The sequence below is a fragment of the Sporosarcina sp. Y1009 genome (assembly GCF_057669865.1).
Genome location: NZ_JBYHFO010000013.1, coordinates 1 through 15569 on the forward strand (window position 1 = coordinate 1; position 15569 = coordinate 15569).

At 41.2% G+C, this 15569-nt stretch carries 13 protein-coding genes, 1 riboswitch and 1 other annotated feature; of the genes, 11 read left to right on the forward strand and 2 right to left on the reverse strand.

Translation table 11 applies throughout. The features are described 5' to 3' along the window. Nucleotides 1-58 precede the first annotated feature (58 nt). Nucleotides 59-265: a binding site (T-box leader), on the reverse strand. Between the two features lie 91 nt (nucleotides 266-356). Further along, nucleotides 357-1055, reverse strand: a complete 699-nt coding sequence (locus AC25Y1_RS14440) for a DUF3169 family protein (RefSeq protein WP_488148702.1) — start codon at nucleotides 1053-1055, stop codon at nucleotides 357-359. Nucleotides 1056-1057: 2 nt separating this feature from the next. Further along, a complete protein-coding gene (locus AC25Y1_RS14445) occupies nucleotides 1058-1264 on the reverse strand; it encodes a helix-turn-helix transcriptional regulator (RefSeq protein ID WP_488148703.1) in 207 nt (68 codons plus the stop codon). A gap of 318 nt (nucleotides 1265-1582) precedes the next feature. Continuing rightward, nucleotides 1583-1766: riboswitch (cobalamin riboswitch) on the forward strand. A gap of 184 nt (nucleotides 1767-1950) precedes the next feature. Here AC25Y1_RS14445 and AC25Y1_RS14450 point away from each other — a divergent pair. The 11 genes from AC25Y1_RS14450 (at nucleotide 1951) to AC25Y1_RS14500 (ending at nucleotide 15531) form a co-directional block, all read left to right on the forward strand. Then, nucleotides 1951-4173: a ribonucleoside-diphosphate reductase subunit alpha gene (locus tag AC25Y1_RS14450; RefSeq protein WP_488148704.1), complete on the forward strand. Its 2223-nt coding sequence runs from the start codon at nucleotides 1951-1953 to the stop codon at nucleotides 4171-4173. After that, nucleotides 4161-4589 (forward strand): flavodoxin, encoded by a 429-nt coding sequence (locus AC25Y1_RS14455; protein ID WP_488148705.1) that lies wholly within the window; start codon nucleotides 4161-4163, stop codon nucleotides 4587-4589. Before AC25Y1_RS14450 ends, AC25Y1_RS14455 begins: the two co-directional genes overlap by 13 nt. Continuing rightward, entirely contained in the window at nucleotides 4577-5614 is a 1038-nt protein-coding gene (locus tag AC25Y1_RS14460; protein ID WP_488148706.1) for a ribonucleotide-diphosphate reductase subunit beta, read from the forward strand. The genes AC25Y1_RS14455 and AC25Y1_RS14460 overlap by 13 nt, the downstream gene beginning before the upstream one ends. 616 nt (nucleotides 5615-6230) lie before the next feature. Then, entirely contained in the window at nucleotides 6231-9917 is a 3687-nt protein-coding gene (locus AC25Y1_RS14465; protein WP_488148707.1) for a nitrate reductase subunit alpha, read from the forward strand. Further along, entirely contained in the window at nucleotides 9907-11514 is a 1608-nt protein-coding gene (gene narH / locus AC25Y1_RS14470) for a nitrate reductase subunit beta (protein WP_488148708.1), read from the forward strand. The genes AC25Y1_RS14465 and narH overlap by 11 nt, the downstream gene beginning before the upstream one ends. Then, complete coding sequence (locus tag AC25Y1_RS14475; protein ID WP_488148709.1) at nucleotides 11507-12076, forward strand: nitrate reductase molybdenum cofactor assembly chaperone; 570 nt, start codon at nucleotides 11507-11509, stop codon at nucleotides 12074-12076. Before narH ends, AC25Y1_RS14475 begins: the two co-directional genes overlap by 8 nt. Continuing rightward, a complete protein-coding gene (gene narI, locus AC25Y1_RS14480) occupies nucleotides 12063-12749 on the forward strand; it encodes a respiratory nitrate reductase subunit gamma (RefSeq protein ID WP_488148710.1) in 687 nt (228 codons plus the stop codon). Before AC25Y1_RS14475 ends, narI begins: the two co-directional genes overlap by 14 nt. Nucleotides 12750-12800: 51 nt before the next feature. Further along, the gene (locus tag AC25Y1_RS14485) at nucleotides 12801-13265 is read left to right on the forward strand and encodes a GAF domain-containing protein (RefSeq protein ID WP_488148711.1); all 465 of its coding nucleotides are present in this window, start codon (nucleotides 12801-12803) and stop codon (nucleotides 13263-13265) included. Beyond that, a complete protein-coding gene (locus AC25Y1_RS14490) occupies nucleotides 13262-14341 on the forward strand; it encodes a sensor histidine kinase (RefSeq protein WP_488148712.1) in 1080 nt (359 codons plus the stop codon). The genes AC25Y1_RS14485 and AC25Y1_RS14490 overlap by 4 nt, the downstream gene beginning before the upstream one ends. Beyond that, entirely contained in the window at nucleotides 14338-14985 is a 648-nt protein-coding gene (locus tag AC25Y1_RS14495) for a response regulator (protein ID WP_488148713.1), read from the forward strand. Before AC25Y1_RS14490 ends, AC25Y1_RS14495 begins: the two co-directional genes overlap by 4 nt. An 18-nt stretch (nucleotides 14986-15003) precedes the next feature. Next, complete coding sequence (locus tag AC25Y1_RS14500; RefSeq protein WP_488148714.1) at nucleotides 15004-15531, forward strand: hemerythrin domain-containing protein; 528 nt, start codon at nucleotides 15004-15006, stop codon at nucleotides 15529-15531. The last annotated feature ends 38 nt before the right edge of the window (nucleotides 15532-15569 follow it).

A 15569-nucleotide genomic window follows, 5' to 3' on the forward strand; every position in this document is an offset into this window, starting at 1 on the left:
TTGAGGTGGGCGTCTTACTGCCCGTTAATGCGGGATAAAAATAGCCTTCGCCTCAAATAAATGAGGCGAAAGCATAACTTCCGCGGTACCACTCAACTTCCCCGTGATGGGGCCACTTCCTCATAACGGCGAGACACCGACTTTTCCTAATGGATGCAGAAAAGCATCTCCGAAGTGCGGTTCACAAGCATCCTTTGCTAGGCTTTCACTGTCCCTAGTTCGCTAAAAAAGAAATGATTGCTACTCTCTTCATCCAAGATGTTGTAGTTGACTATAGCAAGCATTCGCTTTTACGTCAATATAGTTATTAGTCTTTTCTATAAACTCGATAGTTCTAAAACATATATTATGGGAATTTAGTGTGATTTTGCACCTTCGCGGTAGTAAATCATATACATGATGAACCAAAGTATACCGACTGCCAAGATTGCGACGTATTGTGGACTGGAAGCAATAGAGACAATAAATAGGGTGAGAAGTGTAGCGGGAAATAGTAAGTTCATGGCATAGAAGGCACTATACGCAACGCGATATTGCTCAAACTTTTCTCCTTCATCCAGATGTTCAAAAATTTCTTTGTATCCGTCTATTCGTTTCAAGTTTACGATTGCCGCAGGACTGTATTTGTTATGAAACTCAACAGCTCTCATTTGAGCAAAGATCGCAAAAATGAAAATTGTTAAAAATGAAGTAGTAATTACGCCTGCAAGTAAGTTATCACTTAAACCCCATTCTAGTCCGATGATGAAAAAACAGGTAGCCCCAACGATTAACAATAAAGAAGTAGAGCCGACAAATTTATGAGCAATTTTTTCCTTTCTAGCATCAAGTTCATCGATGTTGAATCCGGGACTTTCCTTTGCGTCGGCTTGATTCCAAATCAATCCGATACGAATGGACATGACAAGTAATATAGCGAACATTATAAAGGCCATCAATTCTTTTTCGAATGGCACGATGGGGCTAAGCGCATCCAATAATATAACAATCAAACCGAAAATAAACGCGATCCCAATAGCCGTAAAAAGGTTTAGTGAACCTTTCCTTTTCTTCATTTCTATTCCTCCCTTATTGAAAAAACTTCGTCCACAGGCAGTTGGAATACTTTCGCGATTTTCATCGCAATTAAAATTGACGGTAAATAATCGCCTCGTTCAATTAAACTGATTGTCTGTCTTGAGGATTCGGTTAACTTTGCCAACTCAGTTTGACTTAGCCCATCTCTAGCGCGTAATTCTTTCAAACGATTAAGTAATATCGCCATCGCATTTCCCCCTCTTACTTCAAATTGTATGCTTTTATAGTCATAATGACAACTATAATTGTCAAATTGACTATTTTAATAGTCGGATAGATGAAATGTAGAAGGACTTAATGCATAAAAAATAATATGAACAATTTTTTATGTGTTAATAACTATTATTTCTATGGCATCAAAGAGTATGTTGACAATTAACCAATTGTGGATAAACAACCTGTGGATATGTTGATAAGTGATTGACTTGCACACGAAAAACTTTTTGCCTATTTACGATTAAAACACCATATGTTAGGGTATATGTAGTTAACAAAGCACAACATATAGTACTTAACGATGGAATGGTACCGATATCGGTTTAAAAGGGAATCCGGAGAATCCGGAGCTGTCCCCGCAACTGTAAACGCGGACGACCGCCGAAAAAAGCCACTGTGGAGAAATTCATGGGAAGGTTTAGGCGGAAGTTTGATGCGTGAGCCAGGAGACCTGCCTTTCATCGTCAAGCAACACTTTCTTCGGGGGTTGAGAGGTGGAAGCGAGCGGGTTCCTTCCGTCTATCTTCTTACTCTTGAAGAATATACATGGGACCACATTCCGTTTCCAACTTAAAAAAATCCATGAGCGATAGCTCTGCCGAAGAGGCGGACCTATCGCTTTTTTATATGTACATTATTGGGAGGAGACGGAATATCATGACAACAAAAATTAAAACTACACAGATCGAACAATTACTACATGAATTGCAAAACGAGTATGGAGAGCAAAAAATAGCTCCGCTACTTAAAGTCAGTGATCGTTGGAATGCAAAACATCCTGAAGGACAACATTCAGAATGGGCGAAGGCAATGGTGCTGGAGGCAATCAGTTTTGTCGCAGAAGACGAAACCTATTGGACGTTTGTTGCTGCACGGATTTACCTTCATGAAGTCTATTCCGACGAAGAATTTCAGCGAGGCAAAGCGGTCTATTCCGATTTTGCTGGTCATGTAGAAAACCTGGTGGAAAAAGGCTTGTATACACCAGTTTTAACTGAAAAGTATACGACAGAAGACCTAAATCATCTTGGTAATGTAATCGATCCTGAACGAGACAAGTTATTTACATACATTGGTCTGAAAACATTTATTGATCGTTACGTTGCGGTTGATTTCAATAAAAAACCAGTTGAGCTTCCACAAGAACGTTGGCTCGTTATCGCGATGACGCTTATGCAGGACGAAACAGAAAATCGTCTTGAAAAAGTGGCAGAATCTTACTGGGCGATGAGCAATTTATATATGACCGTTGCCACACCGACATTGTCGAATGCAGGTAAACCACATGGTCAGTTGTCGAGTTGTTTTATCGACACGGTCGACGATTCTTTGCAGGGCATTTATGACAGTAATACAGATATCGCAAACTTGTCGAAATACGGCGGCGGCATCGGTGTTTATATGGGGAAAGTGCGAAGTCGCGGTTCCTCGATTCGCGGATTCAAAGGCGCGTCAAGCGGGGTCCTCCCGTGGATTAAACAATTGAATAATACTGCGGTAAGTGTCGATCAACTCGGTCAAAGACAAGGTGCAATTGCCGTTTATCTAGATGTTTTCCACAAAGACATTTTCACGTTCCTCGATTTGAAATTAAACAACGGGGACGAGCGCATGCGTGCACATGATATTTTCACAGGCGTTTGTTTACCGGATATTTATATGGAACAAGTCGAAGCACGCGGAGAGTGGCATCTATTTGATCCGCATGAAGTCCGAGAAGTTATGGGGTATTCACTTGAAGATTCCTACGATGAAAAACGCGGCGAAGGTTCATTCCGTGAAAAGTATGCGGAATGTGTAAATCATCCTGAACTAAGTCGAGAAACTGTCCCGGCAATTGATTTGATGAAGCGTATATTACGTAGCCAACTGGAAACCGGCGTGCCGTTCATGTTTTACCGCGATGAAGTGAATCGTGCCAACGCGAATAAACACGAAGGCATGATTTATTCGTCGAATCTTTGTACAGAAATCACGCAAAATATGAGCGCAACAGAATTTGAATCCGTCACACTTGAAGATGATATTGTCGTTACCCGTTCAAAACCAGGTGATTTTGTCGTTTGTAACTTATCTTCCATCAACCTTGGACGTGCAGTTCCAGCTGATGTCTTGGACCGTCTTATTAAAATTCAAGTGCGTATGCTTGATAATGTCATTGATTTGAATAAAATCCCAGTTGTACAAGCAGCGCGAACAAATTCAAGATACCGTGGAATCGGACTCGGGACATTTGGCTGGCATCATTTACTAGCACTTAAAAATATTCAATGGGAATCAAATGAAGCCGTAGATTACGCGGATGAATTATATGAACGTATTGCTTACTTAACAATTTCGGCTTCAATGGAATTATCAAAAGAAAAGGGGGCGTATCCTTTATTCGAAGGATCTGACTGGCAGACAGGGGATTACTTTGAAAACAAAGGATATACCTCAAAAGAATGGCGTGAACTGCGTTTCGAAGTTGCGATTAATGGCATGCGAAATGGCTATTTAATGGCAGTTGCTCCAAACTCATCAACGTCAGTCATCGCGGGTTCGACAGCTTCCATTGACCCGATTTTTAAACCATTTTTCCATGAGGAGAAAAAAGATTATAAGCTCCCAACAGTAGCACCTGATTTAGATCATAATACGTATGACATTTACAGACGATCGGCATATATTGTCGATCAACGTTGGTCAGTTAAACAAAATGCAGCAAGACAACGCCATATTGATCAGGCGATTTCCTTTAATATTTACGTCCCGAATACAATTCGTGCATCCGTACTACTCGACTTGCATATCCAAGCATGGAAGTCTGGCATGAAAACTACTTATTATACACGTTCAAGTGCGACCGATATTGCGGAGTGTGAATGGTGTCATTCTTAATCGCTTATGCAACTTGGAGTGGAAACACTGAGGAAGTTGCGGAACTTATTGAAGAGGTCTTCTTGAAATCGGATATCGAGGTAACCCGGTACAGAATTGGTACGGGACCGATTCCCGACGTAACCGAATTTGATGCACTCATTATTGGCTCATTTACATGGGACAAAGGTGCAACGCCAGATGAAGTGAAGGATTTCGTCGCTGAAGTAGGCTATAAACCACCGAATGTTTACGTTTTTGGAACAGGTGACACGCAGTTCGGCGGAGATGCATTATTTTGTAGTGCTGCAGTAAAGTTAGCACGCTTTTACGAGTCGAAATATGCAACGCTAAAAATCGAACAAAGTCCAAGAGGAACACAGGAAACCGATGTAATAAATTGGACGGAAGGGGTAATCAAACAATGGTCACACTAACACGAGTAAAAGTATTAAATCCAGCAAACCCAAATAAATCAACCGCTATTTTCGGCGGGAAAGCAAGTGGAATTCTAAATTGGAATGACCTTGCACATCCTCACTTTTATAAACTAAGACAACAAATCCGTTCCTTATTTTGGACGGCAAATGAAGTCGATATGACACAAGACGTCAAGCAGTTTTCCACGCTGACAACACGCGAACAGGATGCGTTCTTGAAAATAATCGGTTTATTGGCAACGCTAGATGGTCCACAAACGGATATCGCGCTAAAACTTTCACATTTTACAACCGATCCCTCCGTCAAATCACTAATGGCCACCATTGCTGATCAGGAAAGCGAACATAACCATAGCTACGCTTATGTACTTTCATCCGTAACAACGTTAGATAAGCAAATCGCGTCATTTGAAATGGGACGAACCGATGAGGTTTTAATGCGTAGAAATGAACGCATCGTCAACGTTTATAACGAGTTTGCAGAAAGACCAACGATTGAGTCTGCATTAAAGGCGATGGTGTATACGACTTTACTTGAAGGATTATTTTTCTATAGCGGTTTTGCATTCTTCTACAATTTAGCGCGCAACCAGAAAATGGTCGGAACATCAACGATGGTGTCGTATATTAACCGCGATGAACTCCAACACGGAAAAGCAATTAGCGACATATTCCGCGCAGCATTGGCGGAGAATCCAGAATACAATACCGACGAGTTTACCGAATGGATTTACGATCAATTCCGACACTCCGTCGAACAAGAAGTCGCATGGAGTCAATATGTGTTAGCTGATATCGAGGGGATTGACCTCGAAGAAATGGAAGGCTACATTAAATACCGCGCCAATAAAATGCTGCGCATGTTAGGACTCGACGAAATCTATCCTGAGTTCACCGACAACCCAATGAGATGGATTAAGGCTTATGTCGATAGTTTCGACGACACAAAAACAGATTTCTTCGAACAATCCTCTAGGCAGTATGTTAAAACTAGTGATTTAAACGGATTCGATGATCTGTAAAGCGACCTAATTGCAAAGGGCATCACTGTGCGAAAAGAGGACTTACTCTAGCAATGTAATGCAAAAACGTTGGACATGAACCGAATTGCGTCAAATTTTATAAACAACCGCCCTTTATTATTCTAGAGGGCGGTTTTTTGCATGAGAAGGAAACACTTCGTCCCGGCATGGCAACGCTTTAAGTGAAGAAAGAAACGTTCTCATGAGAAGGCGACGTTTCGACTAAAGAAGGAAACGCTCCATCCTGAGAAGGCAACGTTTTCCCGCCAGAAGGCAACGCTTTATGTAAAGAAGGAAACGTTCCCAAGAGAAGGCAACGTTTCATCCCGAGAAGGCAACGTTTTCCCGCCAGAAGGCAACGCTTTAAGTAAAGAAAGAAACGTTCTCGAATAAAGAACTTCCCACCACCACCACCACAAAATACCCCCGACTCGCTATCTACTATCAGTTGATAAGGAATTTTCAGTTATTTAAACAAAACTTGCATACTAGTAACCAAATAAGGGTATTCCCTATTAGAAATAGGACTTACCCTAATAGGAACCTGCTAGGTCATATCTTTATAATGAAAGATAGATGAATGTGTAAGTCATTCTAAAAGGAGTTGTTTGGTCCGATGCAAAAACAGAAAAAGAAAAGTTTTGGATTGAATTATTTTAAGCCGATTGAACGTTTCAATGGAAATTGGTCTATTTTAGAAGAAAAAAATCGTGATTGGGAAAACATGTATCGTCAACGTTGGTCCCATGACAAAGTTGTTCGAACAACGCACGGTGTCAACTGTACAGGCTCCTGTAGTTGGAAGGTATTTGTTAAAAACGGAATTATCACATGGGAAAACCAACAAATCGACTATCCTTCTTGTGGACCTGAAATGCCTGAATTCGAACCACGCGGTTGTCCACGAGGGGCATCATTTTCATGGTATGAATATAGTCCACTTCGTGTGAAATATCCATACATACGAGGAAAACTGTGGCGCATGTGGAATCAGTCTTTATCAGAACTAAAAGATCCTGTAAAAGCATGGGCAAGCATTGTCGAAGATCCACAAAAAGCAGTCGAATATAAAAAAGCTCGTGGAAAAGGCGGGCACGTTCGTGTGAATTGGCGTGATGCAACCATGCTGATTTCTGCCCAACTCATCTACACAATTCAAAAATATGGACCTGATCGCATCGCAGGTTTTACACCAATTCCAGCGATGTCAATGGTTAGTTATGCATCGGGTGCCAGATTTCTATCGTTACTTGGTGGAGAAATGCTTAGTTTCTATGACTGGTATGCAGATTTACCGCCCGCATCACCACAGATTTGGGGAGAGCAGACGGATGTACCAGAATCCAGTGACTGGTATAACTCCGGATACATTATCATGTGGGGTTCAAACGTTCCACTTACAAGAACACCTGATGCTCACTTCTTGACCGAAGTTCGTTACAAAGGAACAAAAGTCGTATCGGTTGCACCGGATTATGCAGAAAGTGTTGTCCATGCAGATGATTGGATTGCAGCAGATCCAGGTTCAGACGCCGCAGTAGCCCAAGCGATGACTCATGTAATTCTAGATGAGTTTTATGAAAAACGTCAAGAACCAATGTTTTTGAATTATGCAAAGCAATATACAGATATGCCTTTCCTAATTGCACTAGATGAATATGAAGACACGTATAAAGCAGGTCGTTTTCTACGCGCAAGTGATCTGGGAAGTAATTCCGAACATGCGGAATGGAAACCGGTTATTTTCGATGAAACATCAAATGAAATCATTGTACCGAACGGAACAATGGGGCAACGATGGGAAGAAGATAAGAAATGGAATCTGATTCTTGATAACGAAGATGGAACGCGCGTCGAACCAGCTTTATCGATTGCCAACCATGATGCAGAATGGACAGAAATAGTTTTTCCTTACTTCGATAATGTTGCGAATGGAACTTTCAAACGTCCAATCCCAGCGAAAAAAGTGAAAATGGCTGATGGATCAGAACGACTTGTAACAACTGTACACGATTTAATGTTAAGTCAATACGGCGTAAATCGAATTGGTAGCGAGCTTGAAGCATCGGGTTATGACGATGCGGAATCGTTTTACACACCGGCATGGCAAGAGAAAATTACAAATGTTAAACCAGAACTCGTCACGCAAATCGCTCGTGAATTCGCGCAAAATGCGCTAGATACTGGCGGTCGATCCATGATAATCATGGGTGCCGGGATTAACCACTGGTTTAATAGTGATACGATTTATCGTGCTATTTTAAACTTAGTCACATTAACTGCTTCTCAAGGTGTAAACGGCGGAGGCTGGGCTCATTATGTTGGCCAAGAAAAATGTCGTCCAATCGAAGGCTGGAGCACAATTGCATTTGCACGAGATTGGCAAGCACCGCCTCGACTTCAAAACGCGACATCCTATTTCTACTTCGCAACTGACCAGTGGAAATACGAGGAAATGGGCGCTGATCTTTTGATGTCACCAACAGAAGGAAAACCGCGTTATGAACATCCTGCAGACTACAATGTGCTGGCGGCAAGATTGGGATGGCTACCATCTTATCCGCAATTCAATAAGAACAGCCTAGCCTTTGCAGAAGAAGCGGCAAAAGAAGGGAAGACGTCTACTGAAGATATTGTCGCCCATACACTCGCGCAAATTAAATCTGGTGAAACGGAATTTGCAGTTGAAGATCCAGGCGCACCTGAAAACTTTCCGCGCTCTCTGTTCGTTTGGCGTTCAAACCTAGTTTCAAGTTCTGCTAAAGGACAAGAGTACTTCATGAAACATCTATTTGGCGCATCGGATGGTCTACTCGCTACGGTAAATGATGAATTAAAACCAGAGGAAATGACTTGGCGAGACGAAGTGGAAGGGAAACTCGATTTACTTGTCGCACTAGATTTTAGAATGACAGCAACACCGATGTATGCGGACGTTGTTCTCCCTGCTGCAACTTGGTATGAGAAACATGATCTTTCATCAACGGATATGCATCCATTTGTCCATCCATTTAATCCAGCTGTTGATCCATTATGGGAATCACGCTCGGACTGGGATATTTATAGATCGCTTGCGGAAACCTTTTCCAACATGGCAAAAGTTCATCTACCAGGCGTTTACAAAGATCTTGTAACAACGCCACTTGCTCATGATTCAATTCAAGAAATCGCGCAACCATATGGCGAAGTAAAAGACTGGAAAAAAGGCGAAGTTGAAGCAATTCCAGGGAAAACAATGCCAGCAATGACAATCGTTGAGCGAGATTACACACAAATTTACGATAAATACGTCACACTCGGTCCACTACTTTCAACAGGAAAAGTGGGTGCACACGGTGTAAGCTTCTCCGTTCAAGACGAATACGAACAACTAAAAGGTATCAACGGGGCCTATTTCGACGAGACAATAAAAAATGGACTACCGAAGCTTCACACTGCAAAACAGGCAGCCGAGGCCATGTTAACATTGTCTTCAGCTACAAATGGAAGAGTTTCTCAAAAGGCATTTATCGCTGCGGAAGAAGATACAGGTGTTGAGCTAAAAGACATCTCAGCTGACCGTGCTGCAGAGAAATTCACATTTGCCAGCATTACTGCACAACCGCGAGAAGTAATTCCGACACCTGTATTTTCAGGGTCCAATAAACTCGGACGTCGTTATTCACCATTTACGACAAATATCGAACGTCTAGTACCGTTTAGAACGTTAACAGGTCGACAACATTTCTATATCGATCATGAACTATTCCTAGATTTCGGAGAAGCATTACCTGTTTACAAACCGACGTTACCGCCAATGGTATTCGGACCGCGTGATAAACAAATTATAGGTGGAGTAGATTCGCTCGTATTACGGTATTTAACACCGCACGGAAAGTGGAATATCCATTCAACTTACCAAGATAACCAGCATATGCTCACATTATTCCGCGGGGGACCGACCGTCTGGATTTCAGATGTGGATGCAGCCGAACATGATATTGATGACAACCAATGGCTCGAAGTATACAACCGAAATGGTGTCGTCACAGCACGTGCCGTTGTCAGTCACAGAATGCCGAAAGGAACCATGTTTATGTATCATGCACAAGATAAACATATTCAAGTTCCAGGTTCAGAAATTACAGACGAACGCGGCGGAAGCCATAACGCACCAACACGTATTCACATGAAACCAACGCAAATGGTCGGCGGATATGCGCAACTAAGTTACGGATTCAACTACTATGGACCAATCGGAAATCAGCGGGACGTTTACGTCGCAGTCCGCAAGATGAAGGAGGTAAACTGGCTTGAAAATTAAAGCGCAAGTAGCAATGGTTATGAATCTAGACAAATGTATCGGATGCCACACATGCAGTGTCACATGTAAAACGACTTGGACGAACCGTGAAGGTGCAGAGTATATGTGGTTTAACAACGTTGAAACAAAGCCTGGAATTGGTTATCCAAAGAGATGGGAAGACCAAGAGCTTTATAAAGGCGGCTGGCAAGTCAATAAAAAAGGAAAACTCGAACTGAAATCAGGTTCAAAACTATCGAAAATTGCACTGGGGAAAATATTTTACAACCCGGATATGCCTGAAATGAAAGACTACTATGAACCGTGGACATATGATTACGAGAAACTAACGATGGCGGGCGATAGTGAACATACACCCGTAGCACGGGCAAAATCCGTCGTCACGGGCGAGTATATGGATTTGGAATGGGGCCCTAACTGGGAAGACCAGCTTGCAGGTGCGCATATTACAGGTCCGAAAGATCCAAACATCGAAAAAATTGAAGAGGAAATCAAATTCAATTTTGAACAAGCTTTTATGATGTATTTACCAAGATTATGTGAACACTGTCTCAATCCGAGTTGTGTTGCATCATGTCCATCGGGTGCGATGTACAAACGTGAAGAAGACGGAATCGTACTTGTCGACCAAGAAGCTTGTCGAGGCTGGCGTTATTGCATGACCGGCTGCCCATACAAAAAAGTATACTTCAACTGGAAAACAAATAAAGCGGAGAAATGCACATTCTGTTTTCCGCGCATTGAGTCAGGTTTACCAACAGTTTGTTCAGAAACATGTACGGGTCGAATTCGTTATCTTGGTGTCCTTTTATATGATGCGGACCGTGTTTTAGAAGCTGCATCAACACCAGATCCAAAAGATTTATACAAAGCGCAATGTGATTTATTCCTTGACCCATCTGATCCTGAAGTGATTGAACAAGCAAGAAAAGACGGGATATCGGAAGAGTGGATTGAAGCGGCACAAAACTCACCCGTTTATAAACTAGCAATTGAATATAAACTTGCGTTCCCGTTACACCCTGAATATCGCACATTACCAATGGTTTGGTATGTTCCACCACTTAGTCCAATTATGAATTATTTTGAAGGAAGAGATTCCATCAAAAATCCGGATATGATTTTCCCAGCCATTGAAGAAATGCGAATCCCAATTCAATATTTAGCTAATATGTTAACGGCAGGAGATACAGAAACCGTGAAACAAGCATTGCAACGAATGGCCATGATGCGTTCCTATATGCGCGCAGTTTCTTCGGGGAAAGACTTTGATGAAACGCGTCTCGACCGTGTTGGTTTATCTGCGCACCAGACGAAACAAATGTATCGACTGCTTGCAATTGCGAAATACGAGGATCGGTTTGTCATCCCGACATCTCACAAAGAAGGCCATATGAACGCTTATCGTTCACAAGGGTCAACAGGATACGAAGAAATGGGCGATTACAGCATGGGGAAAACGGATAGTCCATACAGCTATGCAGCGCCAATTAGTATAGAAGATGGAAGTTGTGATGGTTGCGGACCGTCAGAACCAACAAAAACAGGCAAACAAATTTATGAAGAGAACTTCTACGGGGGGATTTGGCGTGATTGATTTAGAGAGGCTGTATGATGAAAAACAAGCATTCGGCTTCTTCGCAAATCAACTTACGTATCCTGATAAATCCACTTATCATCCGTCGGTTTTGGAAGAGTCAATTGACTCTTCCCATCCGGCATACGCGGATGTAAAGAAGTATTGGGACTTAATGCATGAGTTCAGTTTCGATGAGATTCAGGAAATGTATACATATACTTTTGATTTCCAGAAGGAAACGACACTGTTTATGACTTATGTGAAATATGAAGATGCGAAAGACCGTGGGCAAATGCTTGCGAAGTTAAAAGTGCTTTATGAAATGTTTGGACTTGATATGCCTGGAGGTGAGTTATCAGACTTTTTACCGCTTATGTGTGAATTCATTTATGCAGCCGAGTGGATTGATGATGATAGAGCACCCAAAAGTTTCGGAATGCTTCTAGCTGTTATGGAAGACGGTTCGTATCATCTTTTAAAAGCGCTGGAGAAACATAATAGTCCTTATTTTCATCTGATTAAAGGAATGAGGGAAACCTTCAAGTCTTGTATTCGTCAGGAGGCGCATGAGCGTGAGTGATCAATTTCTATGGGTTATATTTCCTTACATTTGTATGGCGACATTTATTATCGGGCACATATTTAGATATCGAAATGATCAATTTGGTTGGACGGCAAAATCAAGTGAATTTATTGAGAAAAAACAGTTGATGATTGGGAGTTTGCTTTTTCATATCGGGATTATACCGGTTATAGCCGGTCATGTAGCCGGTCTTGGCATTCCGAAAGAATGGACACGCGCTGTTGGAATCAGTGACCATATGTACCATATGGGTGCAATTTGGGGTGGCGGTTTTTTTGGAGTTGTTACTTTTCTAGGGATGCTTATTTTAACTTCACGACGCTTTACGATTCGCAATGTCCGTAAATTATCATCGGCTTCAGATCTTATTGTTAACTCGTTACTTCTTTTTATTGTTTTTATTGGAATGTACAGTGTTATTGGAACGAGCATCACACAACCAGATTTCGATTATCGTGATTCGATTTCGATTTGGTTCCGATCGTTACTTATCTTCCGACCTGAAGCAGGTTTTATGTCAAATGTTCCGATGGCTTTTCAGTTGCACGTCTTATCGGGATTTCTCATTTTTGCAATGTGGCCGTTCACGCGACTTGTTCATGTTTGGAGTGTACCTTTGAATTACGTTGGTAGAAGCTATATTATATATAGAAGACACAAAAAGAAGTAATTACAATGGAAAAAGGGCATAACTGCCTTTTTTCTCATAGGGAGCATTACTATGAGCGGACATCAAATATATAACTTTCAAAAGGATATCGAACAGATAAAAAGCCTTTTTGATTTTGATTTTGTTGCATTGGCGCTAGTTCATCCAGCAGAAAAACGGTTTACAAGCAGATGGGAATATGTAACAGGGAATAACAGTAATCGCTATCAACGAATCAAATTACAAACAGGAAAAGGGGTCGCCGGCGTCGTATTAAAAACGGGTAAGCCATTACTGATTCGCGATGTGAAAACGGGGCTGAATGCAAGTTATTTATATAATTACCCAATTGTTGTTGCTGAAAACTTAAACAGTTTCGGTGCAATTCCTCTATATAAATACAATCGTGTTAAAGGTGTGCTGTTAGTCGCTTATCGAGATGACAAAGTACTAACTGAAGAAATATTTGAAGCGTTTAAAGAAACCGTAGGCTCGAGATTCGGCCCCTACTACAATAAGGAGATGGTGAAGCAGTGAACAAACTCGGGAGTTTTCAGTTAACGAATATGTTGATGAAAATGTACGACAATTCTGCTGAAGCCATCTTCTTTTTTAATCGTGAAGGGACAGTTATTGCGTTGAATGAATCCGCAAAACTCATCCTCAATCCGGATGTTTTAAGCCGCATGGCAGAAGGTGAAAAAAATGCTTTTTGTATTTCATGTCAAGGCTATACAAATGAACAGGAATTACTAACTTGTCAGTCTTGCTATCTCGTAAGCCCAGAAGATGATTTCAGCTCGTTTCAAGTCTATTTGGATACACATGGTAAAGGCATTATGCCGTATACAGCTAGCTTTCAGACAATTGATGAGGAAAATGGCATTCGCGTATTTATGCTGCGGGATTTAACGAAGCAGATTAAGACGCAAGTGAAGTTAAATGAAAATACCATGACGAAAAGCGTGATTAAAGCACAAGAAGATGAGCGGAAACGGATTTCTCGAGAATTGCATGACAGTGTTGCACAAGAAATGTTGAGTTCGCTTGTTGATTTAAGAGTGCTAAAATATATGAATATTAATGATGATGTGCTAAAGAAAATTCAACAAACAGAAGGCTCGCTTATGCGGTTACTAGATGATATTCGCTTTTTATCGGTTGAATTGCGACCTGCAACATTGGATGATTTGGGACTCGAGGCTGCATTCAGAACTCATTTTAAATGGATTGAAAAAAATTATGGATTTGTAATTGAGTTTACATCTGAACTACAAGCCAAAAGGTATGAAGATGAAATTGAAACCGTTGTTTATCGTGTTTGCCAGGAAGCTGTATTTAATGCTGTGAAATATGCAGGCGTAGATGTTATTACAGTGCGACTATTTGAAGAGTCTGAAAATCTAAATTTGACGGTCGCAGATAATGGAGTCGGGTTCGATTTAAATGCACGGAATTCAATTGGAACTGGCCTTGGATTATATGGAATGAGAGAACGTGCGGAATTGGTTGAAGGCAAGTTATCTATTCAAACTGAAATCGGAAAAGGAACAACTGTGTATTTGAAAATACCACTCACAAGTACTTTGATGGAGGAAGGGGGAGAATTGTGAAAATTATTATCGCGGATGACCATGCAGTGGTTCGTAGTGGCTTTATGCATATTTTAAATTTTCAAAGTGATATGGAAGTTGTTGCGACAGCTGCAGACGGACTTGAAGCGTATGAAAAAGTTGCAAAACACCGTCCTGATGTTTTGTTAATGGATCTAAGTATGCCGCCAGGAGAAAGTGGACTCATTGCCACTGGAAAGATTCATGAGGATTTCCCTGATACGAAAATACTGATATTAACGATGCATGACGATGAAGAATACTTATTCCACGTTTTGAAAAACGGCGCATCTGGATATGTCTTGAAAAATGCACCAGATGAAGAGTTATTATCGGCAGTACGAACAGTGTACAATGGCGATACGTATATCCACCCGACAATGGCAACATCGCTCGTTCGGGAATTTATAAAACAGGACACGACTGGTTCAGAGGACGATCCTTTTAAAGTTTTAACGAAAAGAGAACTTGAAGTGCTCCCTTTGGCGGCTAAAGGCTATGGGAATAAAGATATTGCCGAAAAGCTTTTTATCTCTGTAAAGACGGTAGAAGCGCATAAGTCTCGGATAATGGAAAAACTTAAATTAAAAAGTCGTCCGGAACTAATTGAATATGCTTTACGAAAAAAACTACTGGACTTTTAAGGGGAAGGTGTGTTTTCCATGGTGAATACAAAAAAATTCAAATTCGAATTGCCTGCGTTACGTGTATTGGAAAATGAGCATCAATATTTATCTTATTTGATGGATGGTTGGCACACGATTGTACTTGCGTTTGAGCGGGATATTTATACAGTTGAAGAGGGCCATGAGGCATTGCAATCATTGAGGAAACTGATTATTGATTTTATTGAACCGTTTAAGAATCACACAGACAAAGAAGAGAAGTATCTATTTCCAATGCTACAACAATACGTTGGGGATGAGCAGGGACCTGTGAATGCGACAGAAGAAGAACACGAAGAAATTGACGCATACATTGGGCATTTCCTTCATCATACACTTGGTGATGTGAGCCATTTATCGATGGATGAAATGAAAAAAGTGGTGAATGACGCAGCAGAAGCTTTCGAAGTAATTACCGTTCATTTCGTAAAAGAAGAATCGATATTATTCGCAATGGTTAACAATGTACTTCGGATTGAAGAACAAGACAAATTGTACGAACAACTTTATACACCGATTATCTAAAGTAAGGCATTATCCTTATAGGTTTAGGGTTTTCCCCT

Coding starts and splice junctions, on each gene's coding strand:
- AC25Y1_RS14440 (WP_488148702.1), bottom strand. CDS start 1,055: ATGAAGAAAAGGAAAGGTTCACTAAACCTTTTTACGGCTATTGGGATC.
- AC25Y1_RS14465 (WP_488148707.1), top strand. CDS start 6,231: ATGCAAAAACAGAAAAAGAAAAGTTTTGGATTGAATTATTTTAAGCCG.
- AC25Y1_RS14460 (WP_488148706.1), top strand. CDS start 4,577: ATGGTCACACTAACACGAGTAAAAGTATTAAATCCAGCAAACCCAAAT.
- AC25Y1_RS14500 (WP_488148714.1), top strand. CDS start 15,004: ATGGTGAATACAAAAAAATTCAAATTCGAATTGCCTGCGTTACGTGTA.
- narI (WP_488148710.1), top strand. CDS start 12,063: ATGAGCGTGAGTGATCAATTTCTATGGGTTATATTTCCTTACATTTGT.
- AC25Y1_RS14485 (WP_488148711.1), top strand. CDS start 12,801: ATGAGCGGACATCAAATATATAACTTTCAAAAGGATATCGAACAGATA.
- AC25Y1_RS14445 (WP_488148703.1), bottom strand. CDS start 1,264: ATGGCGATATTACTTAATCGTTTGAAAGAATTACGCGCTAGAGATGGG.
- AC25Y1_RS14450 (WP_488148704.1), top strand. CDS start 1,951: ATGACAACAAAAATTAAAACTACACAGATCGAACAATTACTACATGAA.